Consider the following 24130-nt stretch of genomic DNA (forward strand, 5'->3'; position numbering starts at 1 on the left):
GAGGGGAAGAGAAAAATGAAATCCATTCGCCTGGAAAAAGACAGTGACAACATCATCCACCTGATCCTGGACAACCCCAACGCGTCCGCCAATGTGATGGACCGGGACTTCGCCGAGTCACTGCACGAGGCGAGAGAGCGCCTCGGGAAAGACGACTACGCCGGCGTCATAGTGCGCTCTGCGAAATCCACCTTCTTTGCCGGCGGCGACCTCAACTGGCTGTACAAGGCCAAGCGCGAGGAGGCGGAAGAGTTTTTTCAGTACTGCGAATCCCTGAAGGCGGACCTGCGCTGGCTGGAAACCCAGGGCAGGCCGGTGGTGGCCGCAATCAACGGCGCCGCCCTCGGCGGCGGCTGGGAACTGGCGCTCAGCTGCCACCACCGCATCGCCATCGACGACAAGTCGGTAAAAATCGGCCTGCCGGAAGTCACCCTGGGCCTGCTGCCCGGTGGCGGCGGCTGTGTGCGCATGCCGCGCCTGCTGGGCATGCAGAGAGCACTGCCCTATCTGCTGGAAGGCAAACAGGTGAGTGCGCAACAGGCGCTGGACGCGGGCCTGATTCACCAGACTGCAAAGGACGCGGAAGAACTGCTGAATCACGCGCGCGCCTTTGTTCTCGCCAATGCCGAGGGCGAAGTCCAACAGCCCTGGGACCGGGACGGCTACCGCATGCCCGGCGGCGATGCGAATAACCCGAAGAATGCGCAGCTGCTGGTCGTCGCCCCGGCAATGCTGAAGCAGAAAACCCAGGGCTGCCTGCCGGCACCCGAGGCGATACTGGCTGCGGTGGTCGAAGGCTCGCAGGTGGATTTCGACACCGCCACCCGCATCGAGTCGCGCTACTTCGTCGAACTGACCTGCGGCCAGGTGGCGAAGAACATGATCGGCACCTTCTGGTTCGGCCTCAACGCGGTCAAGGCCGGCGCCTCGCTGCCGGACGGCGCGCGCAATAAGCCGACAGCGCCCATCGGCAAGATCGGCATTCTCGGCGCCGGCATGATGGGCGCCGGCATCGCCTACGCCTGCGCGAGTAAGGGCGTCGAGGTGGTGCTGAAGGATGTATCGCTGGAAGCCGCGAAAAAGGGCAAGGGCTACGCAGAGAAATCCCTCGACAAGCGCCTGGAGCGCGGACGCATCGACGAGACAAAAATGTGCGAGATACTCGCGCGCATTAAAACTACTGCAAATCCGCAGGATTTGCAGGGCTGCGAACTGATTATCGAGGCGGTATTCGAGGACCGCGAACTCAAGGCCAGGGTCACCCGCGAGGCGGAGGCACAGCTGGAAGAGAGCGCCATCTTCGCCTCCAACACCTCCACCCTGCCGATCACCGGACTGGCCGAGGCGTCGGAGAGACCGCAGAATTTTATCGGCCTGCACTTCTTCTCCCCGGCGGACAAGATGCCGCTGGTGGAAATCATCTGCGGCGAGCAAACCGACGATCTCACCCTGGCCCGCGCCTTCGCCTTCGTGCTGCAGATAGGCAAGACGCCAATCGTCGTCAACGACAGCCGCGGCTTCTTCACCTCGCGGGTGTTCGGCTGCTTCACCAACGAGGGCATCGCCATGCTCGGCGAGGGCGTCAACCCGGCCACGATAGAAAACACCGCTGCCCTGGCCGGCTTCCCGGTGGGTCCGCTGGCAGTCAGCGACGAGGTTTCGCTGACGCTGATGGGCAAGATCCGCCAGCAGACGATCAACGACCTGCAGCGCGAAGGCAAACAGGCCCCGTCCCACCCGGCGGACAAGGTGATCGACCATATGCTGGAGCTGGGCCGCGCCGGCAAGGCCGCCGGCGGCGGTTTTTACAGCTATCCCCAAGAAGATAAAAAAGGGCGTGAAAAGAAACACCTGTGGACCGGCCTGGCGAAGGAATTCCCCCCCGGAGAACAGCCGCCGCTCGCGGACGTCAAGGAACGGCTGCTGTTTATCATGGCCATAGAGACACTGCGCTGCTACGAGGAAAAGGTGCTGCGCAGCGTGCGCGACGCCAACATCGGTTCCATCTTCGGCATCGGCTTCCCGCCCTGGACCGGCGGCGCCCTGCAGTACATCAACCAGTACGGCCCGGCGGAATTCGCCCGGCGCGCACGGCAGCTGGCGGAACGCTACGGCGAGCGCTTCGCGCCGCCGCAGGTGTTGCAGGAAATGGCGACCTCTAACCGAGCCCTGACTGACGACTAACCCCCCTTTGCAGGAGCGGCCCATGGCCGCGATCGATATACGAGAAATCCCCAAAGCCCGATCGCGGCCATGGGCCGCTCCTACAGCAGGTACACTGAATAATAAATCCGGAGAAAACCCATGATCCCAAGAAGCGTCTTCAATGAAGAACACGAACAGTTCCGCGATACCGTGCGCAAATTCCTCGAGAAGGAGGCCGCCCCCTTCCACCACCAGTGGGAAAAGGACGGCCAGGTGGACCGCGCCCTGTGGAACAAGGCCGGCGAGATGGGCTTTCTCTGCCCGCAGGTTCCCGAGGAATACGGCGGCCTGGGCCTGGACTTCGGCTACAACGCGATCGTCGCCGAGGAAATTTCCCGCGCCGGACTCACCGGCATCGGCTGGGGCCTGCATTCGGATATCGCCGTGCCCTATATCGTCAACTACGGCACCGAGGAGCAGAAACAGAAATACCTGCCCAAGTGCATCAGCGGCGAGATCATCACCGCCATCGCAATGACCGAGCCGGGCACCGGCTCCGACCTGCAGAATGTGCGCACCACCGCGATAAAAAATGGCGATCACTACGTGCTGAACGGCTCCAAGACCTTTATCACCAACGGCCAGCTGGCCGACCTGGTCATAGTGGTGGCGAAGACAAACCCGGACGAGGGCGCCGCCGGTGTCAGCCTGCTGCTGGTCGAGACCGACCTCCCCGGCTTCAAGAAGGGCACCAACCTGGAAAAGGTCGGCATGAAGGCCCAGGACACCTCCGAACTTTTCTTCGACGACGTCAAGGTTCCGGCGGGAAACCTGCTCGGCGGTGAGGGCCAGGGTTTTGTCTACCTGATGCAGGAACTGGCGCAGGAGCGCCTCGGTGTCGCCATAGGCGCAATCGCCAATGCCGAGGCCGGCCTGCAGTGGACCATCGACTATGTGCGCGAGCGCAAGGCCTTTGGCAAACCCATCGCCGCCTTCCAGAACACTCAGTTCAAGCTGGCGGAGCTGGACAGCGAGCTGACCGCGCTGCGCGTTTTCGTCGACCGCTGCATGGAACTGCACTACGAGAAGCAGCTCGACGCAGCCACTGCCGCCAAGGCCAAGCTGCTGGCCACCGACTTCCAGTGCAAGCTGCTGGACGAATGTGTCCAGCTGCACGGCGGCTACGGCTATATGTGGGAATACCCCATAGCCCGCGCCTGGGCCGACGCAAGAGTGCAGCGCATCTACGCCGGTACCAATGAGATCATGAAACTGATCATCTCCCGCGAGCTGTTGAAGGACTAGAAGCGGGACTCGGGACTCGGGACTCGGGACTCGAAAGAATAGCCCCCCTCTCCCGCTTGCGGGGGAGGGGCGGGCCGCAGGCCCCTGTCGTCATTCCGGCGAATGCCGGAATCCAGAAACCACCGCACTGGATACCGGCCTGCGCCGGTATGACGACAACAAAGAACTCAATAAAAAGCTAAACCATGCAAAACAATAACGGCCCACTAAAAGGCCTGAAAATCCTCGATTTCTCCACCCTACTCCCCGGTCCCTACGCCACCATGCTCCTCGCCGACCTGGGCGCCGAAGTCCTGCGCATAGAATCCCCCACCCGCCCGGACATGCTCCGCGGCCTGCCGCCGATGGTGGGCGAAGACAATCCGGTATCCGCCGCCCACGCCACCATCAACCGCAACAAGAAATCCCTGGCCCTGAATCTGAAGGACCTCCGCGCAGGAGAAATCATCCGACGCCTGCTGGCGGAATACGACGTAGTGCTGGAACAATTTCGCCCCGGCGTCATGGACAAACTCGGCCTCGGCTATGAATCCCTGAGGGAAACCCGTCCGGACCTCATCTACTGCTCCATCACCGGCTATGGACAAAGCGGACCACTCAAGGACCGCGCCGGCCACGATATCAACTACCTGGCCCTGTCCGGCCTCGCCAGCTACTCCGGCCGCGCCGACTCCGGCCCCAGCCTCAGCGGCACCCAGATCGCCGATATCGCCGGCGGCTCCCACCACGCCGCCATGGCCATCCTCGCCGCCGTTTACAAGCGCCAGCAGAGCGGTGAGGGCAGCCGCATCGATATCAGCATGACCGACTGCGCCTTCGCCCTGAACGCCATCGGTGGCGCCAGCGCCCTGGCCGGCGCCGGCGACCCACAGCTGGAAAGGGAACTGCTGAACGGCGGCAGCTACTACGACTACTACCGCACCGCAGACGACCGCTACCTGTCCGTGGGCAGCCTGGAGCCGCAGTTCGCGCAGCAGTTCTTCGCCACACTCGGCCGGCCGGAGTGGCTGGAGCGGGTACTCGACCCGGGGCAGCAGGAATCACTCAAACGGGATATCGCCGCGACCATCGCAACCCGCACCCAGGCAGACTGGGTGCGGCTGTTCGCCGACGGCGATGCCTGCGTGGAACCGGTACTGAATTTCGGCGAGGCCGCCGGCAGCGCGCTGCTGCGGGAGAGGCAGATGTTGTGCACGGGAGATCTGCACGGCGGCGGCGCGATAGCGCAGATCAACAGCCCCTTCGTATTCGACGGCCACAAACCGCAACAGCACACCGCCGGCGCACCACTCGGCGCCCACTCGCGGGAGTTGCTGGAAGCCCTGGGTTACAGCGGGGAGGATATTGAACAACTGCAGGCTGACGGTGTGATTGGCTGAAAGCCCGGCCCCGGCCTAAACGGGAGGCCGGGAAATTCCGGGTCATATCGCGTTTATTCTGCTGTGGACAACTCCGCCAATTGCGTCGACGCCTCGCCATCCAGCAATGTCAGCTCACCCAGGCCCAGCTCTTCCAGCCGGCTGAACTGGGTCGCGCGATCACCCACCACCACCCAGATCATCGAATCCGGCTGCATATAGGTCCCGGCAATCTTGCGCACCTCGTCCACAGTCATCGCCTTGCTGACGGCCTCGCGGCTGCGCACATAGTCGGCGGGCCAATCGTAGCGGCTCATGTTTTCCAGCAGGCCGAGCTTGGCCCGCGCGGTTTCGAAGGCGCGGGCGTTGCTGCGGGTGAGGTAGGAGCGCGAGGTCTCCAGATCCGCTTCAGAGTAGGTGGGGGCATAGTCCCGCAGAATGTCGTGGATCAGCCGCACCGATTCCGCGGTGACATTGGCGCGCACACCGGTACCGATCATGAACTCGCCCTGGGTCTTGCCGGCAGAAATTCCGGAGCGGATGCCGTAGGTGTACCCCTTGCCCTCGCGCAGCTGCTGCATAAAGCGCGAGGCAAAGCCGCCACCGCCGAGGATGTAGTTGCTGAATACCGCCGGGTAGTAATCCCCGGACAGCGCCGACATGGCCGGGCGGCCGATGCGCAGTACCGACTGCTTCGCGCCCGGTACGTCGACGAAGTAGATACCCGGCGCGGCGGCCGCGGATTCGGGCTCGGCAATCTTCACTTCCCGGGCCGGCCAGCGCTCAACCAGCGAGTTCGCCGCCTCCAGGAAATCCCCGCGGGCGATATCGCCCACCACATGGGCGCGGCTCACCGACGGCGAGAGGTAATCGCGGTGGAAGGCCCGCAGGTCATCCATGGTGATCGCGGCCACGGATTCCTCGCTGCCGAGCAGGCTGTAGCCGCGGACACTGTCTACACCGTGCAACAGGCGCGCGAAGGTCCTGGCGGCGATGGCATTGGGTTCGGCGGTGGCGCGCTTGATGCGGCTGGCAACGCTCTTCTTCGCCAGCACCAGCTCATCCGCATCCCAGCGCGGCTCCAGTAGCATTTCCTCCACCAGCGCGAACACCGGCTCGAAGTTGCGCGCCAGGGTGGTGACATCGAAGCGGATGGATTCTTCACCGGCGGAAACACTGATACTGGCCCCCAGTTTCTGGATCGCCGTCTCCAGTTCTTCCGGGGTGCGTCTGGCGGTGCCCCGCTCCATCAGCATCGCGGTCAGGTTGGCCACACCGGTCTTGTCGAGCTTCTCGTGCAGCTGGCCGCCGTCGATCACCAGGCTGAAATTGACCGTGGGCACCTCGCCGCTCTCGATACCGGAGACCTGCAGGCCGTTGGCCAGTTCCTGCTGCCACACCTGCGGCACCGCGGTCTGGGCCGGCTCGCCGTAGGCAGGCTCTACGCTGCGGTCGAAGATGGACGGGGTGCGCTCGCCTCTTTTTAAAACAGATAGGGCCTGCGCGGACGCATCGAACTGCTCCTCGGCACCGGTGACTATCTGCTCCTCCACCACCTGCGCCGGGCTGGAATCCGCCAGCGCCAGCGCCTTCTGCCCGCGGGGCACGAAGCTCGCCGCCACAAACGGCTTGTCCTGGAGGTACTTGCGGTACACCCGCTGCACGTCTTCCGCGGTCACCGCCAGCAGGCGCCGGATATCCTCGCTCACATAGCCGGCATCGCCGGTGTACACCTGGTACTGGGCCAACTGGAAGCCCTTGCCCAGCACGCTGGACAAGCCGTTATAGAAGCCGACCTCCTGGCCGGCCTTGATGCGCTGCAGGTCCTCCGCGGCGATGCCCTCCTTCTCGAACAGCGCAAAGGCCTGTTCGATGCCCGCGTAGACATCATCCAGGTCGCGCCCCTCGAAGGCGCGCACCCACAGATGCGCCTGCCCGGCCAGCTCGGAATCGTAATTGTCCATGGACACGTCCGCGGTCAGCTGCTGGTCCTCCACCAGCACCCGGTACAGGGGCGCGCGCTTGCCCTCGGACAGGTATTCCAGCAGCACCGCCAGTGGGTAGCTGTCCGGATGGTAGCGCTCCACCGCCGGCCAGGCGAGGACGAGCACCGGCTCGCGGGCGAAATTGTCCTCGTGGTAGCGGCGCACGGATTCTTTCAACACCGCCGGCTGCCTGAGCGCCCGCGCGATGGGTTCGCCCACCGGCACCTCGTCGAAATACTTGTGCACCCAGGCCCTGGCCTGCTCGGGATCGAAATCGCCGGCGACAACCAAGGTCACGTTGTTGGGTACATACCAGCGATGGAAGAACTCCTTCACGTCCTCCAGGGTCGCATTCTGCAGGTCCTCCAGCGAGCCGATCACCTGCCAGCTGTAGGGATGCCCCTCGGGATAGAGGTTGCGGTCGATCACGTATCGGGTGTGGCCGTAGGGGCGGTTGTCGACGCTCTGGCGCTTCTCGTTCTTCACCACCTGCTTTTCCTTGGCCAGCACCGGCTCAGTCACGGTATTGATGAACCAGCCCAGCTTGTCCGCCTCGGCCCAGAGCATCTTCTCCAGCGCGTCCCTGGGCACCGTCTGGTAATAGTTGGTGACATCGCGGGAGGTGGAACCATTGGCCCCGGAACCGCCGATGCGCGCACTCATCGCATCCAGCCCGCCCTTGCCCAGGTTCTCCGACTCCAGGAACAGCAGGTGCTCGAACAGATGCGCAAACCCCGTGCGCCCCGCCTTCTCCCGCGCCGAACCCACATGGGCCGTCAGCGACACCGCCACCACCGGGTCGGAGCGGTCGATATGGAAGAGGACCTTGAGGCCGTTATCCAGCTGGAATTGCTGGTAGTCGATGGCGAATTGGGACGAGTGTTCCGACTGAGGTTTTGGTTCGGGCTTGGAGCGGTCGCAGCCCAGCAGGCCGAGGGCCGGGATGGAGGCGGCGGCCAGCAGGGCCATGGAGGCCGTGAGGTTCCTGAGCATGGGGGATTCCTGTGCATTGTTATGGGCAGGAAGATAGCAGGAGTGGTGTTTAGCGGCGACAACTACGCGGTTGGTGAATACACACAAACAAGATTACACCCGATTACAGAATCTCCACCTGCTTCATTTATCGTGTTATAAACGCGCAATAAGAATGAGATGTGCGTCACGCAGAAGTTACCCAGTACAACACGCAGCCGCACCATTCCGTGTGATTTGGCGCCGAATATTACTCAGCCCCCAATTATTTAGAAAAGCAGCCTAGAGCTGATGACCGGCGGCACGAAATAGCCCCCTTGGAAGCTTAGTGTTCGCCGCATTACCCTGACCGAGATGACTGAATTACCCTGACCGAGATGACTGAATTACCCTGACCGAGATAACTGATGCTTGAAGCTCGAATAAAGTTCTATGATATAAAAAAATGCGGGTATTACCTCAGGGCCGCCCAAAACCCACTGTTTGGGGGTATCAACGATACACTGTCAAAGCTAGACACCTGGGCAAGGGCTCCCGGCAGAACATTGGTAAACACAACAACGTATGAGCCAGACCCCGATAAGGACATTCTGAATACATACTTCTGCGACTGGTTCAGGCCAAATGGTGGCAGTGATAGCGTTCTAGTGCTGTGGAACGAAGTGCAAAACGACAAAGGCGTAATATATGGAATGAGCCCAGACGCAACGCCTGGCGAGCGCGCTATGCGGGCCACAGACTTTGGAGACGAGCCCGCGATTCCAGGCTCACCAAGCTACTTTTGGTTCATTCCAGACTTCCGAGTGTTCGCAACAGTGATATTCGATCACTCGATGTCCGGCAAGCGGAATCTGGATTTCTTCATCAAAGGGTACATGGCCAATAAATCACCGTATCGGGTTTTCGACCCAAACGACAGAAACAAGGTTATTGGGTATTCCAGGGATGGGAGCGCTGATAACAACTCGGCCAGTACGCTCTCTCACTTCGTATCCACAGGCCGCAAGCAGGATGAGCTCGAACAGGAACTGCTGCAGAATCGCCACAGGATTCGCAGAATGATCAAACGGGAAACATTGCAATACACCAGCCAGGACGGCCGGAACTGGATTGAGAGAATATTTTCCAGCCTTACGGACAACACACCAGAATTCGATAGCCGTGCCCGGACGATCTCACACGAACTGCAATTTGAGCCTACAGCGCCGCAAATCCGACAGATTGTGAACAGCTACTCTGAGCGGGGGCCGCAAAGCTCGATAAAGAATATCGGCTTCGTTTACAATGACCAAACGAGGGTAATGCTCAACGGAAAGAGTGTCACGGCGAAAACTGAACTCAACGTTACCCGTCGTGCAAATCAAATTGTCCGCCCGCAATCTCTTCTGAGGGCCCTTGCAGCGCGAAGAGATGCTCTCCTCCGAGCATTAGATGAAGCCCCTTTCGAAATTGAAGAGGCAGCTGGAGAAACAGCTGAAGCATAATGAAAAAATATGGCGCAATCGCACTTTTAGCGTTTCTCACCACCGTCATATTCAACAAGGCGGCAGTCGAACTTGACCACAAAGGCTACCAAGCCACGCTGGAAGCTCTGCTCAATATATCGTCAATCATTTTTGCAATCATCGGCGCCTGGATTGCCATAATTTATCCGCGTGCTATTGGCAGAGTCTTCAAGAGAGAAGACCTCAACCAACCGGCTCTAGAAGAAGCAAGAGCTGACACTGACTACCTCAGCCAATTGGTCGAAATTGTCTTGGTGTCGGCAATAGTACTAATGGCGGTTTTACTTACCCAGTTTGTTGTGCCTGTAATACAAGCCCTAGATATTAAATCTGCAAAGGTAACCTTTAGGTATATCGGATTCTTTATAATCGCGCTCCTCACATTCTCGCAGTTATATGCCATTTTCAGGGTAATCCTTGCAAATTATTTCTTTCTAAATGAGCTCAGAAAGAAAGATGTCAAAGAAAAAGTTGATTACTTACACAAATAAAAGCCTGCAACTGCGTAATACTGTCCACTTAAGCGGAGTAGAGGCAAATAGGGCGCAAGGGCGAATAGAGGGTCAAATCTTGACTCAACAGCCCACTTCTAATTTGAGAGAAAAGTTTCGTAAAAAGGTAGGGGGAAATTCTTACACTGATTTTAGAGCGAATCATCTTAAAATATTGCTTCTGGCTGGACATTCTACTGAATAAATTAGCGTCATAATGTTGATCTGACACCATTTGTCTAAGGATCAAGCTATCCGAGGATAGCCCTGGGGTACGCCCCCGGAAACGTCGGCTTCATGCAATGCTCAATTGAATGATAGATCTGCGGCCCCTGGACTGCAAGGGCCAACCCTTGTTGGCTCAAAGCATATATAAGAATATTGGGGTCAGGCGGTGGCAAAATCCAAGTGCAACTTACCGAATGCACCGGATGGCCAGTGTTGATATAGTGCAGCTCTAATCGGCCAGCATCGAACCATGAAGGAGCCAGAGATTACATATGTTTAAGACAAGAAGATTTAACAAAAGTACCGGGAACGTCGAGATCTGGACATATGAATGGGTAAGAGACAATGGGATTAGTCATAAACGATTCATCGATAAAGTTGGCGAAGACGACGGGACTGCGAAGTTGGATTTGTCTCCAGGGCAAGCCATCTGTTGGTCCTTCGAAGGCACTATGGGAAACATAGCTGTTGATTCGGCGTCTGTTTTGGGTCAATTTCAGGACGACGAGGGTGACGATGCTCAGCTCCCATGCAATATCATCAAAGCAGGAAAGTTTAGACATGGAGCTCCGAGATGGTATTGCAGAACCCACATGGTTTATTGGGGAACTAAGGCAGATAAAGAAAGTTGTGACGACAAGAGTGATATAGTTTGTAGTAACGCATCCATGCGATTTAGTTACGTCAAAAATCCGCTTGAGCTAGACTTAAACGCCTTCGAAGAGGTAGGGATATGGTGTTCATTGCCAGCCGCACTATCGAGCCGTAAAATTCCTAAGCGACTGCCGCGTGTACACGTCCATGCCCGAGAGAAAGGCGCCGACAAAAAAGTTATAGATGGTGATTATCCCGCTATACTATGCGTAAACCCGCGAGAGGCGGGACTATTTGAATCGCCAGCAATAACGAAAATTCAGATCACCCCGCCCGCAATTATCGGCTTCTTGAAGGCTTTTCTAAAAAATGACGCTGAAGATTTGGGCTGTGTATCTTGTAACAAGTGCCACTTTCCTCATCTTGATCTAGGCATGTTTGCGTCCGAACCTCATAAAAAACATTTCTGTGCTAATTGCGGGAATGACAGCACTTGGACTAATCCTCCAATGGTATCGAACCCGTTGAGAGTACTACATGATCATTTCGAATACGGTAATAAATATGAAACTGTGGATAGAGAGATCGACATAGATTCTTATGGTAGTAATGTTGTCTATGACGTATGGGCATCTACGCCAGCTATTGTTTGGACCGGAGAAAGGCCACAGGAGGAGGGAATCCACGTCCATATATATAGGAACGGGCAGATAATCGTAGATGATACATTTGGCTCGGTTATCATTGGTGGTAAACCTCTGGTGCGAGAGGATCTCCTTGACTCCATGATGAACAATACATTTAGCCAAGTCGAGAATAAGTAGGGGCAGTGACGAATGGCACTTCGAACGGCACTTACTTAATCCCAAGCATTTCATTTGATACGAAAAAGATCGGTCCAGTGATAGGCTGCAAATCGCCAATTTCCCACCACCGGAGCCGATCTTCACTTCATGCATGCTACCCGCACCGCTATAAAATATTGGCTCAGCTCAGATTAAATATTGAATAGAATATTATGAACATTAGGATCAGCATGAATATTAGGAATATTAGGGTCAGAGTAACATTTTGGCGCTTAGTTCACTTAATGGATTGCGCGTCTATGTGTTACTCTGCCCCCTCGTATTCCTATTTCCTGACAAATTATTAAACTTGCGTCAGGTTGGTGCTAAACAGCAACCCATCAAGATTTTCAGACTGAATCAATTCCTTAAACACCTCTGTACAGTAGATACTAATATAGCTTTCTTTGGTCCTGAAAACCGGCACACGCTCCAACTTACCTGCATCAAATTCAATACCGGAGAGTAAGTTTCCTTTCCTCGTTACCGAGCCCGGCACCACAGCGTTAAGATCTTCAGTGATGGTCAAAGGGTTGAACAGATAGAATTTTGCTTCCTGATACATACAGGGCAGAAACTCACCGTAAGGGGCCAACAACCCTTCCAGCGCTTGATATGCCGAATTATGTAGTACGAGATAGTTTTGCCAGGTTGAAATTGATGGAATCATGGGAGGGGAATCACATGCCTTGATACTCAGCTCCAATGGTACCCAGTCACTCGCGTAGGATTTAGGCGTCGTGAAAAATACAAAATCGTCATTCCCGAGCTTATCTTCAACCTCGTCAGGGCCGAAATATAGAGTCATGTAGTCGCTATCGTTCTGGAATATCCGATAGATTTTCATACTTTCTTAAACTACTTGGGTAAGTTTATCCGCAGGCAAAATAACATAGCTCGGAGAGCTGGAGAATTTTAAATCAGAATATTGGAATATTGGAATATTGGAATATTGGAATATTGGAATATTGGAATATTGGAATATTGGGGTCAGGAATATTGCACAGGAATATTGCAGGAATATTGGGAATATTGGGGTGGAATATTGGCAGTGGGGTCAGAGTAACATTTCGGCACGACAACCATCCAAAGCCTTACAGCCGAAATGGGTACCCTTACGCGCACTATATCGCCCGCTGCACGCTCTGCCCCCGCCTTCGCGGGCTACCGCTTTTCCCGGCCACGGCGGTGGTCCGGGTTAGCCAAACAGTTAAATTCGTGTCAGAGTGAAATTATCTTTTGCTCTAAGAATAAGAGATCCATCAAAATTTTTTCTTTCCACTCTACACATTCTAAAATTCATCGTGATATAACTTCCCAGCCCCAGAATTCTGTAGCTAGTGAGGGCTACTGCAGCTAAGAACAACGTACCAGACTTCCCAATCAGAGATACAGAATTATTGCAAGCACTTAAAAGGCGGAGCGAGCCAAAACCTGACGCTTTCTCAGCCGCCCTTTTGATCAAAAAATTATTGATACGGAGAGCCAAATGAAACCCAAAGATATTTGGATAGTCTTTACCAAAAGCCGCCCTCTACCTGGCTGCGATCTCGATTTCGACGGCTGTGAATTCTATTTCTGCGAAGCCTATGTCCCTGTAGACACGCCAACTGATCCACAGATCGTTTTTGAAGAGATCATCGGAAAAGCCAGAAACGAACTCCTGGATAAAAAATTCGAACTTGTGGATATTTCCATGATCGTTCGCTTTGATTCGTCACAGTGGGAAGTAATCGGCGACAGCGGCAACGACATCCATGAACTCGCACAGTCCGCGGAAACCAGCCAAAACATCGTGTTTAGTGCTTTCCGCTCTGAGGATATAGAGGAAGAAACGCAATATAAGCACATCATTTCCAACCTGGATTAACAACTTTATCAAAAGGATTTGTAAGATGGATTCTCAGAGTGGAGCCATGTCCGTTGCAGAGGACAAGTACGCCTTTAAAACAGACGTAAATCTTATTTTCGGTAATCAGAGTGTTACAAGAACACATGTACTGAGAACAACACTGCATAGCTTGCCTATCTGGAAGACCAGAAATTCCAATATCAGCGTGTCACCTCACGAAGACCGCTCCGCCAGCGTAATCAAAGAGGCTGCGATCATAGACAGTGAAATGTGGGCATTTGAAATTGACGCAACACGCGCAGAAGATATCGTTGCGGCAGTCAAGTTTGCATCTCATTACTACGACGTATCTTCGGATGTTCTACTGAAAAATGTCTATGCAAAAAACTTGAATGCCGAAAATGTGGACAGCAAACACGACGAAATCAAGATTAGGATCAATAAAGATCTGTATTCCAGTACCTGCAATGCGGTTCTTCAAGCAGCAAAGATTCTGGGCGTTTCATGCCAACTGAATTTTTACGTATTCAGCAAGAACAATAACAATAAAATCCCCCATAGTGAACTGAAAGATGCACTGTTACGCGGCGGCGCCGATTCTGTTGCGACAGATGATCACCGGCCAAAAGTTCAAGTCGGCAATAATGCCGGCACCGCATCCTTGATGCAGAGGACCAACTTTCACCTGGCAACCCTTTCACCATAGCTTTCCGAAAAAATCCGGGGGCAAGTCGCAGATTATGGATAGCAAGGACTACGCACTCTGCCCCCGGAAATCCTGAAACTTCAGCTCCGCTAGGCGCAGCTATCGGGCACCATGTGATCAACGGTACCGGCTAGCTGATCACGAATGACATAAGGTCCGAGGTTGGGGCTGGGTACGGTTATTCTCACTCGCCTGGGCAATTTCCATGGTCTGCGACAGATTGAAGATGAAAATCTGATTATCTTCATTGTCTATAGGAAAGAGTCGCAACAGTAGGCGATTCATATACTTCGCCCCTACCTGTACAACTGCTGTACAATGCCCTCGACACTCCGTGCCCATTGTTCGACCATTTCAGGACCAACCAGCGATGTCCGTGTTATTCGAAGAAATTGACAGCCAACCCTCTCCCCTGGGTGAAATCTCCCTGCGCCGGCGGCGCATTCCCGCACTCGGCGACAGGGATATCTACGAAGTAAAGCTGGGCGAAGAATTCCTGATGTCGAGCATGTTTGTGGAGGCGGAAGAGGCGCTGTCTACGCTTGGCCTGGCTCAGGTTCAGGGCGACAGGCTTAATGTGGTCGTCGGCGGATTGGGGCTGGGATATACCGCCGTGGCGGCACTGAAGGACGAGCGGATTGCCGAGCTGCTTGTGGTCGAGGCCCTGGACACGGTCATCGGCTGGCACAGGGATGAGCTGGTGCCACTGGGGAAAACCCTCAATGCCGATTCGCGCAATCGCTATGTGCACGGCAGCTTCTTCGAGCTGGCCACGGCCCCGGATACGGGCTTTGACCCGGAAAGCCCGGGGAAAAAGTTTGATGCCATTCTTCTGGATATCGACCACTCGCCGACTGAGTTCCTGAATGCGGCCAACGCGGGCTTTTATACCAGCGAGAACCTGGCGTTGATGGCGGAGCAGCTGAAACCCGGGGGCGTATTTGCCATGTGGTCACAAAACCTGCCGGAGGAGCATTTCGAGGCGCTATTGAAGACGGTATTTGAAACGGTCGAACCCCATGTGATTTCTTTCTACAACCCGTTTCTGAGTGGAGAATCCACGAACTCCGTTTATGTTTGCGTGAAGAAGGCGGCCTGAGCATTTCCAGCTCAGGCCGGCCATGACAGGAATCCACAGACCTCGGAAGTCAATATACTCAAGGCCCGGGGATTGGCACGCACTCCATCACTTCCACGCAGTCTCCGGGGAAGATGCTGAAGTGCGGGTGTCCTTCAAAGAGCTTTGCCGCATCCTCGAGGGTTTCCGCCTTTACGATGACATATCCCGACATGTTGTTGCGGGTATCGGCAATTCCGTTGGGGTCAATACGCTTGGTCTTGCCCAGCGGGCCGCCAGACGCCACGAGGATGTCTTTATGCTTTTCCATCCAGGCACCCCAGGCGGCCATGCCTTTCTGTATGCGCTGCTCGCGCTCGTCCTCGGACAGGTCTTCCCATCCTTTCATTGAATCCGGGGTGCCGAGATAAATGGCAAAGAAGTCTTTCATCGTTTCTCCTTGCGCTTCTGTCACTGGTTGATTTCCGGTTCCACCAGGCGGGCCAGTGCCGATAGCGATTCCTGCCAGCCGAGGTAGCACATTTCAACAGGGATCATGTCGGGAATGCCTTCCTGGACGATTCTCAGTTCGGTACCACAGGACACGGTCTTGAGGGTGACCCTAACATTCATGGTTCCGGGCAGGTTCGGGTCATCGAAGGTGTCGGTGTAGCGGATCAATTCGTTCTCCACCAGTTCCAGGTATTCACCGCCGAACGCATGGCTGTGTCCGTTGGTGAAGTTGGTGAACGAGGCCTTGAAGGTGCCGCCCACCCTGGCATCCAGGTGCTCGAATTCAGCGTAGAAGCCGTCCGGCGGCAGCCATTTGGCCATCGCCTGTGGATTCAGGAAGGCGCGATAGACGCGCTCGGCCGGTGCGCGCAGGACGCGATGTAAATGTACGGTTCCGCTCATGGTGTTTCTCCTGGTCAGTACTGGTGCTGGGTATTGTTACTGCACGCTGTTTGGTACTAAGGACGTGGATGCCCCTTTTATCAACCGGCGTTGCCACCGGCCTGGTTGCCCTTTTCCATCAGCTCCCGCGCCGGGCGGACTTCCACAGAGCCGTAGCGGGCCGGCGGGATCTTGCCGGCCAAGGCGATTGCCTCGTTGAGGTCCTTGGCTTCGAGCATATAAAAACCGGCGAGCTGCTCCTTGGTTTCGGCAAAGGGGCCGTCGGTGGTGGTGATGCGGTTGTCGCGTACCCGCACCGTGGTCGCCGTGCTGGTGGGCAGCAGTGGGCTGCCGGTGATGTAGTGGCCGCTTTCGCTCAGGCGGGCGACGCACTCCATGCATTCCCGGTTGAGCGAGTCCCATTCCTCCTGGGACTTGCGCTCCATGATCTTTTCGTCGTAATAGACCAGCGCCAGGTACTTCATGATGTGCTCCTTCTGTATCGATAATGGCTGCATTCGCGCGCTTGGGGTTACCTCTCCAGGGTCCATATGGTGCCCGGGCGCGCCGGCGGCCGCTGTGACGCAATGCGTATTGCTTCGTTGAATTCATGCGGTTCGATGGTTAGTCGAACGGGGTCGGCGGAATTCGACAGGGGGACGAAGTTTTTTGAAAAAATTTGCCGAGCGGTTCAGCCGGCATCCCGCTCAGGGGCGAATCTGGCCTAGAGTTGCTATAGAAAGGTACTGTAGAAAGTTACTATAGATCGATGTGCGGCTGAGCCCGTACAATTCCGCCACACCATTGATTATGTCGGCGAGTAGCCGCCCAGCCAGGCAGTCAAGATGCCCGATTCCCAGCCCAACAACCCGCTCCACGGTATAACCCTGGCCACCATCGTCGAAGAGCTGGAGGCCCATTACGGCTGGGACGGCCTGGCGGAGCGGATCGATATCAACTGCTTCAAGAGCAATCCGTCACTGAAGTCCAGCCTCAAGTTTTTGCGCAAGACGCCCTGGGCGCGCGCTAAAGTGGAAGCGCTATACATAGCGACTTTCAGCAAGCAGAACCCCTGGGGCGGCCGCTGATCTGATTCGCCACCCGCCTCGCAATCCCTAAGCACTGGCCTCCCGGAACTGCAGCTCCGCCAGGCGTTTGTAGAGGGGTGAGATTTCTATAAGCTCCCGGTGGCTGCCCTGTGCGACCAGCTGCCCCCGATCCAGCACGGCAATACGGTCGGCGTGCAGAATCGTCGCCAGCCGGTGGGCGATGATGACAGTGGTGCGGTCTTTCATTAGCGTCTGCAGCGCCTGCTGCACGTGGTACTCGCTCTCGGCATCCAGCGCACTGGTGGCCTCATCCAGCAGCAGTATCCTCGGGTCTTTCAGGATCGCGCGGGCGATGGCCAGGCGCTGCTTCTGGCCGCCGGAGAGGCGCGTGCCCTGCTCGCCCAGGTGACTGTTGTAGCCGTCCGGCAATTGTTCAATGAATTCGTGGGCATGGGCCGCCCTGGCCGCGGCGATGACCTCCGCATCGCTCGCGTCGGGCCTGCCGTAGCGGATGTTGTACCAGACGTCGGCGGTGAACAGTGCCGGTTGTTGCGGCACCACCGCCATCTGCCCGCGCAGGGTAGCGGTGTCCATCCCGCGGATGTCTGCGCCATCCAGTGTGATGCGCCCGCCGAGCGGATCGTAGAAGCGCTGCAGCAGCTCCAGCAGTGTGGATTTGCCCGCGCCCGAGGGGCCCACCAGAGCCAGGCTCTTGCCGGCTTCCACATTCAGGCTCAGGCCGCGTATCGCGGGCTGATCGGGCCGGGAGGGGTAACTGAAATCAACGGCCTCGAAAGCGACCTGGGCACTGGATAGGGCGCTGGATGCATTTGCGGGCTGGCCGGGCTCGGCTCCACCGGCGCCGATAGGAATCTCCGATTCCACATGCAACAGATCCATCAGCCGCTCGGTGGCACCGGTGGCGCGCTGCAGTTCACCATAGACTTCGGAAATGGTCGTCACGGCGGACCCCATCATCACCGCGTAGAACACGAACGCCGCCAGGTCGCCGCTGCTCATGCGCCCGGCGATCATGTCGTTGCCGCCCACCCACAGCAAGGCGCTGATGGCTCCAAACATCAGCAGTATCACCACCGCGATCAGCAGGGCCCGCTGGCGCACGCGCCGTTTGGCTACGGCAAACGCGGTTTCCACCTCCTGCGCAAACGCCTGCTTTTCATAAGGCTCACGGGTGTAACTCTGCACGGTTTTTATGTGCTGGATAATCTCACCGGCGTAGCTGCCCACGTCGGCGATGGAGTCCTGGCTGGCCTTGGAGAGTTTTCTTACCCTGCGGCCGCAGAGCAATATCGGCAGCAGCACCAGGGGCACGCCGACCAATACGATCAGGCTCAATTTGAGATTGGTGAACAGCAACAGGATCAAGGCACCGACAAACATCAGCGCGCTGCGCAGTGCCATCGAGAAGGAGGAACCGATGATATTTTGCAGCAGCGTGGTGTCGGTGGTCAGGCGGGACATGATCTCGCCGCTGCGATTGGTCTCGAAATAGCTCGGGTGCAGCGTCACGATATGGTCAAACACCGCCTTGCGCAGGTCGGCCACCACACGCTCTCCCAGCCAGGACACCAGGTAGAAGCGCACGTAGGCGCCCGTCGCCATCAGCCCTGCCAGGGCGAGAAGGATCAGCACGGCCTGGGCCAGGGCCTGGCTGGAATCTCCGGTCAGGCCTTCATCCACGAGCAACCTGAGACCCTGGCCGATGGACAGGGTGATACCGGCCGTAAACACCAGTGCCACAGCCGCGCCACCCAGGACTTTCCTGTAGGGCCGCACGAACTGCCAGAGCGCGGCCATCATCTCGCGGGAGGTCATGCTTGAGGGGCTGTTAGCCGGCGGCTCTTGCACGGGCGAGCTGGCGACGGATTCGGCGGCATTCGACATAAATTTCTACTGATAAATGGAAAATCGCAGCCACTCGGTGGCACTAAGCGGAGGCCTGGGCGGCCCTGCTGTCGGGGGCATTTGGGAAAAAGCCTCATCGGCAAACATTTCCCGAATGCCCGCGACATCAGGGCCTTCGCATTGTAGCCCGGCATTCTTCTCCGGGTTCCGAGTGAGTAGTTACAGGAAATCAATAGATGGGGGCAGAGGCACGCATTGGCAAGAGACTGCCCCTCCTGGCGGCCAGCCGCACTGCTCGATTATTGAACAAATTTCTCGACACCCTGGCACCCAACCCTTATAGTGCGCCCCCGCCTGTATGTCTCCGCCAAGGCAAGCTGGCTAACAGCCCCCCTGTCCCAGTCTCCGGAAAAAGTCCCCAGGAATACGCTCTTGATTACCACCGCGAACATCACCATGCAGTTCGGTGCCCAGCCGCTGTTTGAGAACATCTCCGCCAAGTTCGGCAATGGCAACCGTTACGGCCTGATCGGGGCCAATGGCTGCGGCAAGTCGACCTTTATGAAGATCCTCAGCGGCGCCCTGGCCCCCACGGCCGGCAATGTCTCCATCGAGCCCGGCTGTACCCTCGGCACCCTGAGCCAGGACCAGTTTGCGTTCGAAGACTATACCGTCGTCGACGCGGTAATCATGGGCGATACGCGGCTGTGGGAAGTAAAGCAGGAGCGCGACCGCATCTATGCGCTGCCAGAGATGAGCGAGGAGGACGGCATGCGCGTGGCGGAGCTGGAGGTGCAGTTTGCCGAGCTGGACGGCTACAGCGCCGAGAGCCGCGCGGGCGAGATTCTGCTGGAGGCGGGCATCGACGAATCCCTGCACTTCGGCCTGATGAAGCAGGTGGCACCCGGCTGGAAGCTGCGGGTGCTGCTGGCGCAGGCGCTGTTTGCGGACCCGGATATCCTGCTGCTGGACGAGCCGACCAACAACCTGGATATCCACACCATCCACTGGCTGGCGGAAGTGCTGAACCAGCGCAAGAGCACCATGATCATCATTTCCCACGATCGCCACTTCCTCAATTCCGTATGCACCCATATGGCGGATATCGATTACGGCGAGCTGCGCATCTTCCCGGGCAACTACGAGGATTTTATCGCGGCCTCGACGCTGATCCAGGAGCAGCTGCACGCGGAGAACGCCAAGAAGAGCGCCGAGCTGGAAGAGCTGCAGAGTTTTGTGAACCGCTTTTCCGCCAATGCCTCCAAGGCCAAGCAGGCCAGCTCCCGAGCCAAGAAGATGGAGAAGATCAAGCTGGAGGAGATCAAGCCATCCAGCCGGGTCAGCCCGTACATCACCTTCAAGCAGTGCAAGAAATTGCACCGCCAGGCGCTGACCCTGGAGGGCGTGTCCCACGGCTTCGACGGCGAGCCGCTGTTCAAAGGCGGCGAGATGATTCTGGAAGCCGGCGCGCGCCTCGCGGTCATCGGCGAGAACGGCGTGGGCAAGACCACCTTCCTGCGCTGCCTGGTGGACGAGATCCAGGCCAACAGCGGTGTGATCAAGTGGGCCGAAAATGCGCAGGTGGGCTACTGCCCGCAGGACAGCAGCGCGGATTTTGACGGCGACCTGACCATCTTCGAGTGGATGTCCCAGTGGCGCACCCCCAAGCACGACGACCTGGCGGTGCGCGGCATGCTGGGCCGGCTGCTGTTTACCGCCGACGACGCCAACAAGAAGGCCAGGGTCTGCTCCGGCGGTGAGAAGAACCGCCTGCTGTTCGGCAAGCTGATGATGATGGACACCAATGTGCTGATCATGGACGAGCCCACCAACCACCTGGATATGGAATCCATCGAGGCGCTGAACAAGGCCCTGGCCAATTACGAGGGCACCCTGATCTTCGTGAGCCACGACCGCCAGTTTGTGTCGTCACTGGCGACCCGGGTGATTGAAATCAAGGACCGGAAACTGATCGATTTCCAGGGCACCTACGACGAGTATCTGGCGAGCCAGGCCGAGGCCGACTCGCGCGCGGCCTGACAGCGCCGGCTTGATTCGGCCCTTATAAAAAAGCCCGGCCACCTGTTCAGGCGGCCGGGCTTTTTTAATTGCGCTTACTTGAACATCAACTCCGGATTCACCATCGACTTCATCTCCAGCACATTGCCGTTCGGGTCCTCGATAAAGAAGGTTTCCTGCTCATACTCGTCGCCGACGAAGCGGCGATAGGGCTTGTCCAGGTACTCCAGGCCCGCCGCCTCGATACGGCGCTTCAGCGCCTGGAACTCATCATCCGGCAGGTGAATCCCGAAATGCGGCACGGCCACCGCGCCCATATCGACCTCATGGCGCACGTTGGGCAATTGCTCCTCGCTCTGGTGCAGGGTCAGCTCATTGCCCCAGAAATCGATATCGACCCAGCGCCCCTCCTCGCTGTTGCCGGTTTTGCAACCCAGCACTTCGCAATAGAAGATCTTGGCCTTTTCCAGATCCCCGGCGGGGATCGCAAGGTGTAGACAATTGGACTTCATGTTGCCTCCAGCTAATGACTATCCTTGGATTATTTCGGTTCATAGTAAGATTTTTGCGCAATATTAATCCTCAAAAATCCCGCGCCAGCAGCAAGAAGTCATCAAAATTTAACGATTCCCCCAACAATTCATTCATCTGAGGAATTACGTGCCAGATCCCGTTGCCCTGAAACGATCGCTGTCCCTGCCCGTGACCAGCTTCTACGGCATCGGCACGATTATCGGCGCCGGCATCTATGTGCTGGTCGGCAAGGTGGGCGCCGTCGCGGGGCTGTTCCTGCCCTATGCGTTTCTGCTGGCGGGGGTCATCGCGGCGTTTACCGCCTTCTCCTATGCGGAGCTTTCGTCGCGATTCCCCCACAGTGCGGGCTCCGCCGCCTATATCCACGAGGCCTGGCACCGGCGCTGGCTCGCGCAGCTCGTCGCCGTCCTGGTTGCGACCACCGGCATCGTATCGGCGGCCACGATGGCCAATGGCTTCGTCGGCTATCTCGGGCTCTTTATCCAGATTCCGGACTTCCCCGCCATCACCACCCTGGTTGCACTGCTGACCCTGATCGCACTCTGGGGGATCAACGAGTCCGCGTTGACCGTGACCCTGGTCACGCTGGTAGAAGTGGGCGGATTGCTGTTTGTCATCTACGTCAGCCGCGGGGCCACTGCCGTACATGAATGGCCGCAGATTTTTGCCCTGCCCGACTGGGAAGCCTGGACGGGCCTGCTGGTGGGCAGCTTCCTGGCGTTCTACGCGTTTATCGGCTTCGAGGATATGGTCAACCTCGCCGAGGAGGTGAAGGACCCGCGCAGGACCCTGCCACGGGCGATACTGATTGCGATTGCGGTATCGACACTGCTCTATATGGCCGTCGCCGCCCTGGCGGTACGCACCACCTCCGTCGAGGTACTGGCACAGAGCGAAGCGCCGCTGGCAAGCATCGTCAGCAACGCCGGCTACTCGCCCGCGCTTATCGGCATTATCAGTATGTTTGCGGTGGTGAACGGTGCGCTGGTGCAGATCATCATGGCGTCCAGGCTGCTGTACGGCATTGCAAAGAAGGGTATGGCCCCGCGGGCCTTTGTCCGGGTCAGCGCCAGGACCCGGACCCCGGTGGTTACCACACTGCTGGTGGGGGCGATTATCCTGGTTTTCGCCCTGTGGCTGCCGCTTGTCGTGCTGGCACAGGTCACCGCCTTTATCATGCTGGTGATCTTCTCGCTGGTTAACATTTCCCTGGTTGCGATCAAGATACGCGGGGCGAAGGCGGAGGAGGGCGAGATCAGCTATCCGCTATGGATGCCGGCGGTTGGATTCCTGCTGTGCTTTGCACTGATTACTTTTCAGTTACTGGCTTAAGCCACCTTCCCCGCAAGCGGGGGAGGGGAGCTAATCTTTCAGGTTTCGAAGAAGTGTAGGGTGCGCCGTGCGCACCAGCTGGGCATTGCTGTGGCCTCAGTTCATGTTCGGTGCGCGCGGCGCACCCTACGACGGCCATTTTTAGAGATGGGGTTCACTGCTCAATCATCTTGCGCAAAGATCTTTCGATTTGGCCGCCGCAGTAGCCGTTTCCATACTCCTGCCTTTGCTTGTCGAGAAAGCGGCGGATAGATGGACGAGCCTCAACTCTCTTGCAGAGCCCTGCAATATGCGGGGCGTTTTCCTGAAGGCCCTCTTCCAGTTCCGGGAAGGAATGAATCATCGTTCCAAACAGGGCCGCCGTGGCGATATCGGCCACGGAAATGGTGGAGCCGAGCAGGAAACCCTTCTCACCCTTGAGGCCGTGCTCCAGCCCGGTTTTTTCAAAGATCTTCATCCAGTCCGGCAGGCGGTTGTAGCGGAATTCATCCCAGCTCTTTTCGTCCCACATCTGCATGCCGTTGTAGTTGGTGATTTCCATCAGGATGTCGTTGCTGTCCAGGATTGTCTTCAGGGCCAGTGTGTGGGTTTCGGCTCGCTTGGGCAGATAGTCGTATTCCCTGCCCAGGTGCATCAGTATGGCGGGCATCTGTGCGAAATAGGTTTTGCTCTTGCACTCGTAGAGATAGGGCGGCGCCATCCCGGGATTTTTGATTTTCAGGCTTCGCTCCGGATAAATATCCGTGGCGTCGTGCTTTTCGTATTTCGCTTCCACGTCCTCGAGAAAGAGCTGGATAAAATTGCCCCTAAACGGTAAATCCCAGTAGTAGAGCCTGTAGTCCAGCATGGTCTTCCTCCTCGGAGTTTACTGAGCGATCAGCGCCTGAGAGATTTGTCGGGTGCGGGCTACTCGTGGTGGTGCTCGGCCATTGCCTCTGCCTTGGTCTTGTGGATGGTTCCGGGCTTGTGCTCCCGGGGGCTGTATATGGTGTAGAGTTTCAGGTCTTTACTGGATGATGTATTGATGATGTTGTGCCGGACCCCGGCCGGTATCACCACGGCGTCATCGTCCTTGATGTGATGTTCCTTTCCCCCGAGGATGATCTTCGCTTCGCCCTGCTCGACCCGTAGGAATTGATCGATGCCGTCGTGCACCTCTTCCCCGATCTCCTCACCCGGTTTCAGGGACATCACCACCAGCTGACTGCGAGGGCCGGTGAAGAGCACCTCCCGGTAGTTCGAATTCGAGACGGTCCTTTCTTCTATATCGACGATATATCCATGTTCGCTTTTCACATCTTCCGCGTACAGATTGGAAGACGCAGCCAATATCGCCAAGGCGGCCAGGCACCAGTTGTTTACGCTCATATCAACCTCCATTTCATTTCGGGAA

21 protein-coding genes are annotated in these 24130 nt (G+C 57.2%); 12 read left to right on the forward strand and 9 right to left on the reverse strand.

Going from position 1 to position 24130, the window contains the following annotated elements:
• Positions 1–15: 15 nt before the first annotated feature.
• The 3 genes from AC6R19_RS05655 (at position 16) to AC6R19_RS05665 (ending at position 4829) form a co-directional block, all read left to right on the forward strand.
• Positions 16–2184, forward strand: a complete 2169-nt coding sequence (locus tag AC6R19_RS05655) for a 3-hydroxyacyl-CoA dehydrogenase NAD-binding domain-containing protein (RefSeq protein ID WP_500578739.1) — start codon at positions 16–18, stop codon at positions 2182–2184.
• A 120-nt stretch (positions 2185–2304) separates the two neighbouring features.
• Positions 2305–3450 carry an acyl-CoA dehydrogenase family protein gene (locus AC6R19_RS05660; RefSeq protein WP_500578741.1) on the forward strand — a complete coding sequence of 382 codons (1146 nt, stop codon included), beginning with the start codon at positions 2305–2307 and terminating at the stop codon, positions 3448–3450.
• 185 nt (positions 3451–3635) lie between these two features.
• The gene (locus AC6R19_RS05665; protein WP_500578742.1) at positions 3636–4829 is read left to right on the forward strand and encodes a CaiB/BaiF CoA transferase family protein; all 1194 of its coding nucleotides are present in this window, start codon (positions 3636–3638) and stop codon (positions 4827–4829) included.
• 53 nt (positions 4830–4882) lie between these two features.
• Here AC6R19_RS05665 and AC6R19_RS05670 read toward each other — a convergent pair whose 3' ends face one another.
• A complete protein-coding gene (locus AC6R19_RS05670; RefSeq protein WP_500578743.1) occupies positions 4883–7786 on the reverse strand; it encodes a M16 family metallopeptidase in 2904 nt (967 codons plus the stop codon).
• Positions 7787–8172: 386 nt separating this feature from the next.
• Here AC6R19_RS05670 and AC6R19_RS05675 point away from each other — a divergent pair, with 386 nt between their 5' ends.
• The 3 genes from AC6R19_RS05675 to AC6R19_RS05685 all read left to right on the forward strand — a co-directional run bounded on the left by AC6R19_RS05675 (position 8173) and on the right by AC6R19_RS05685 (position 11407).
• Complete coding sequence (locus AC6R19_RS05675) at positions 8173–9249, forward strand: hypothetical protein (protein ID WP_500578744.1); 1077 nt, start codon at positions 8173–8175, stop codon at positions 9247–9249.
• Positions 9249–9761: a hypothetical protein gene (locus AC6R19_RS05680; protein WP_500578745.1), complete on the forward strand. Its 513-nt coding sequence runs from the start codon at positions 9249–9251 to the stop codon at positions 9759–9761. Before AC6R19_RS05675 ends, AC6R19_RS05680 begins: the two co-directional genes overlap by 1 nt.
• Before the next feature lie 500 nt (positions 9762–10261).
• Complete coding sequence (locus AC6R19_RS05685; protein WP_500578746.1) at positions 10262–11407, forward strand: hypothetical protein; 1146 nt, start codon at positions 10262–10264, stop codon at positions 11405–11407.
• A gap of 325 nt (positions 11408–11732) precedes the next feature.
• On the opposite strand, the gene AC6R19_RS05690 is transcribed toward AC6R19_RS05685, so the two are convergent.
• Positions 11733–12275, reverse strand: a complete 543-nt coding sequence (locus tag AC6R19_RS05690; RefSeq protein WP_500578747.1) for a hypothetical protein — start codon at positions 12273–12275, stop codon at positions 11733–11735.
• 642 nt (positions 12276–12917) lie between these two features.
• Between AC6R19_RS05690 and AC6R19_RS05695 the strand changes: the two genes are divergently transcribed.
• From AC6R19_RS05695 to AC6R19_RS05705, 3 genes are all read left to right on the forward strand, one after another.
• Complete coding sequence (locus tag AC6R19_RS05695) at positions 12918–13298, forward strand: hypothetical protein (RefSeq protein ID WP_500578748.1); 381 nt, start codon at positions 12918–12920, stop codon at positions 13296–13298.
• A 46-nt stretch (positions 13299–13344) separates the two neighbouring features.
• Positions 13345–13986 carry a hypothetical protein gene (locus AC6R19_RS05700; RefSeq protein ID WP_500578750.1) on the forward strand — a complete coding sequence of 214 codons (642 nt, stop codon included), beginning with the start codon at positions 13345–13347 and terminating at the stop codon, positions 13984–13986.
• A 370-nt stretch (positions 13987–14356) separates the two neighbouring features.
• On the forward strand, positions 14357–15085 hold the full coding sequence (locus AC6R19_RS05705) for a polyamine aminopropyltransferase (RefSeq protein ID WP_500578751.1): 729 nt from the start codon (positions 14357–14359) through the stop codon (positions 15083–15085).
• Positions 15086–15143: 58 nt separating this feature from the next.
• Here AC6R19_RS05705 and AC6R19_RS05710 read toward each other — a convergent pair whose 3' ends face one another.
• The 3 genes from AC6R19_RS05710 to AC6R19_RS05720 all read right to left on the reverse strand — a co-directional run bounded on the left by AC6R19_RS05710 (position 15144) and on the right by AC6R19_RS05720 (position 16422).
• Entirely contained in the window at positions 15144–15494 is a 351-nt protein-coding gene (locus tag AC6R19_RS05710) for a YciI family protein (RefSeq protein WP_500578752.1), read from the reverse strand.
• Between the two features lie 20 nt (positions 15495–15514).
• Positions 15515–15958, reverse strand: coding sequence for an SRPBCC family protein (locus AC6R19_RS05715; RefSeq protein WP_500578753.1), 444 nt, complete (start codon positions 15956–15958; stop codon positions 15515–15517).
• An 80-nt stretch (positions 15959–16038) separates the two neighbouring features.
• Positions 16039–16422, reverse strand: a complete 384-nt coding sequence (locus tag AC6R19_RS05720; protein ID WP_500578755.1) for a YciI family protein — start codon at positions 16420–16422, stop codon at positions 16039–16041.
• Between the two features lie 360 nt (positions 16423–16782).
• Between AC6R19_RS05720 and AC6R19_RS05725 the strand changes: the two genes are divergently transcribed.
• A complete protein-coding gene (locus tag AC6R19_RS05725) occupies positions 16783–17025 on the forward strand; it encodes a VF530 family protein (RefSeq protein WP_500578756.1) in 243 nt (80 codons plus the stop codon).
• A gap of 27 nt (positions 17026–17052) precedes the next feature.
• On the opposite strand, the gene AC6R19_RS05730 is transcribed toward AC6R19_RS05725, so the two are convergent.
• Positions 17053–18891 carry an ABC transporter transmembrane domain-containing protein gene (locus AC6R19_RS05730; RefSeq protein WP_500578757.1) on the reverse strand — a complete coding sequence of 613 codons (1839 nt, stop codon included), beginning with the start codon at positions 18889–18891 and terminating at the stop codon, positions 17053–17055.
• 393 nt (positions 18892–19284) lie between these two features.
• Between AC6R19_RS05730 and AC6R19_RS05735 the strand changes: the two genes are divergently transcribed.
• Positions 19285–20892: an ABC-F family ATPase gene (locus tag AC6R19_RS05735; protein ID WP_500578758.1), complete on the forward strand. Its 1608-nt coding sequence runs from the start codon at positions 19285–19287 to the stop codon at positions 20890–20892.
• 74 nt (positions 20893–20966) lie between these two features.
• Here AC6R19_RS05735 and AC6R19_RS05740 read toward each other — a convergent pair whose 3' ends face one another.
• On the reverse strand, positions 20967–21383 hold the full coding sequence (locus AC6R19_RS05740; RefSeq protein WP_500578759.1) for a VOC family protein: 417 nt from the start codon (positions 21381–21383) through the stop codon (positions 20967–20969).
• A gap of 148 nt (positions 21384–21531) precedes the next feature.
• Between AC6R19_RS05740 and AC6R19_RS05745 the strand changes: the two genes are divergently transcribed.
• Positions 21532–22737 (forward strand): APC family permease, encoded by a 1206-nt coding sequence (locus tag AC6R19_RS05745; protein ID WP_500578761.1) that lies wholly within the window; start codon positions 21532–21534, stop codon positions 22735–22737.
• Between the two features lie 154 nt (positions 22738–22891).
• Here AC6R19_RS05745 and gst read toward each other — a convergent pair whose 3' ends face one another.
• Both gst and AC6R19_RS05755 read right to left on the reverse strand, forming a co-directional pair.
• On the reverse strand, positions 22892–23584 hold the full coding sequence (gene gst / locus AC6R19_RS05750; protein WP_500578762.1) for a glutathione transferase, Atu5508 family: 693 nt from the start codon (positions 23582–23584) through the stop codon (positions 22892–22894).
• Between the two features lie 59 nt (positions 23585–23643).
• Entirely contained in the window at positions 23644–24105 is a 462-nt protein-coding gene (locus AC6R19_RS05755; protein WP_500578764.1) for a cupin domain-containing protein, read from the reverse strand.
• Between the last annotated feature and the right edge of the window lie 25 nt (positions 24106–24130).

It is taken from the genome of Microbulbifer sp. SE14, assembly GCF_059834885.1.

Bases quoted from the DNA above. Each gene is read 5' to 3' on its own strand.
- AC6R19_RS05655 (WP_500578739.1), top strand. From the start codon at position 16: ATGAAATCCATTCGCCTGGAAAAAGACAGTGACAACATCATCCACCTG.
- AC6R19_RS05660 (WP_500578741.1), top strand. From the start codon at position 2,305: ATGATCCCAAGAAGCGTCTTCAATGAAGAACACGAACAGTTCCGCGAT.
- AC6R19_RS05665 (WP_500578742.1), top strand. From the start codon at position 3,636: ATGCAAAACAATAACGGCCCACTAAAAGGCCTGAAAATCCTCGATTTC.
- AC6R19_RS05670 (WP_500578743.1), bottom strand. From the start codon at position 7,786: ATGCTCAGGAACCTCACGGCCTCCATGGCCCTGCTGGCCGCCGCCTCC.
- AC6R19_RS05675 (WP_500578744.1), top strand. From the start codon at position 8,173: ATGCTTGAAGCTCGAATAAAGTTCTATGATATAAAAAAATGCGGGTAT.
- AC6R19_RS05680 (WP_500578745.1), top strand. From the start codon at position 9,249: ATGAAAAAATATGGCGCAATCGCACTTTTAGCGTTTCTCACCACCGTC.
- AC6R19_RS05685 (WP_500578746.1), top strand. From the start codon at position 10,262: ATGTTTAAGACAAGAAGATTTAACAAAAGTACCGGGAACGTCGAGATC.
- AC6R19_RS05690 (WP_500578747.1), bottom strand. From the start codon at position 12,275: ATGAAAATCTATCGGATATTCCAGAACGATAGCGACTACATGACTCTA.
- AC6R19_RS05695 (WP_500578748.1), top strand. From the start codon at position 12,918: ATGAAACCCAAAGATATTTGGATAGTCTTTACCAAAAGCCGCCCTCTA.
- AC6R19_RS05700 (WP_500578750.1), top strand. From the start codon at position 13,345: ATGTCCGTTGCAGAGGACAAGTACGCCTTTAAAACAGACGTAAATCTT.
- AC6R19_RS05705 (WP_500578751.1), top strand. From the start codon at position 14,357: ATGTCCGTGTTATTCGAAGAAATTGACAGCCAACCCTCTCCCCTGGGT.
- AC6R19_RS05710 (WP_500578752.1), bottom strand. From the start codon at position 15,494: ATGAAAGACTTCTTTGCCATTTATCTCGGCACCCCGGATTCAATGAAA.
- AC6R19_RS05715 (WP_500578753.1), bottom strand. From the start codon at position 15,958: ATGAGCGGAACCGTACATTTACATCGCGTCCTGCGCGCACCGGCCGAG.
- AC6R19_RS05720 (WP_500578755.1), bottom strand. From the start codon at position 16,422: ATGAAGTACCTGGCGCTGGTCTATTACGACGAAAAGATCATGGAGCGC.
- AC6R19_RS05725 (WP_500578756.1), top strand. From the start codon at position 16,783: ATGCCCGATTCCCAGCCCAACAACCCGCTCCACGGTATAACCCTGGCC.
- AC6R19_RS05730 (WP_500578757.1), bottom strand. From the start codon at position 18,891: ATGTCGAATGCCGCCGAATCCGTCGCCAGCTCGCCCGTGCAAGAGCCG.
- AC6R19_RS05740 (WP_500578759.1), bottom strand. From the start codon at position 21,383: ATGAAGTCCAATTGTCTACACCTTGCGATCCCCGCCGGGGATCTGGAA.
- gst (WP_500578762.1), bottom strand. From the start codon at position 23,584: ATGCTGGACTACAGGCTCTACTACTGGGATTTACCGTTTAGGGGCAAT.
- AC6R19_RS05755 (WP_500578764.1), bottom strand. From the start codon at position 24,105: ATGAGCGTAAACAACTGGTGCCTGGCCGCCTTGGCGATATTGGCTGCG.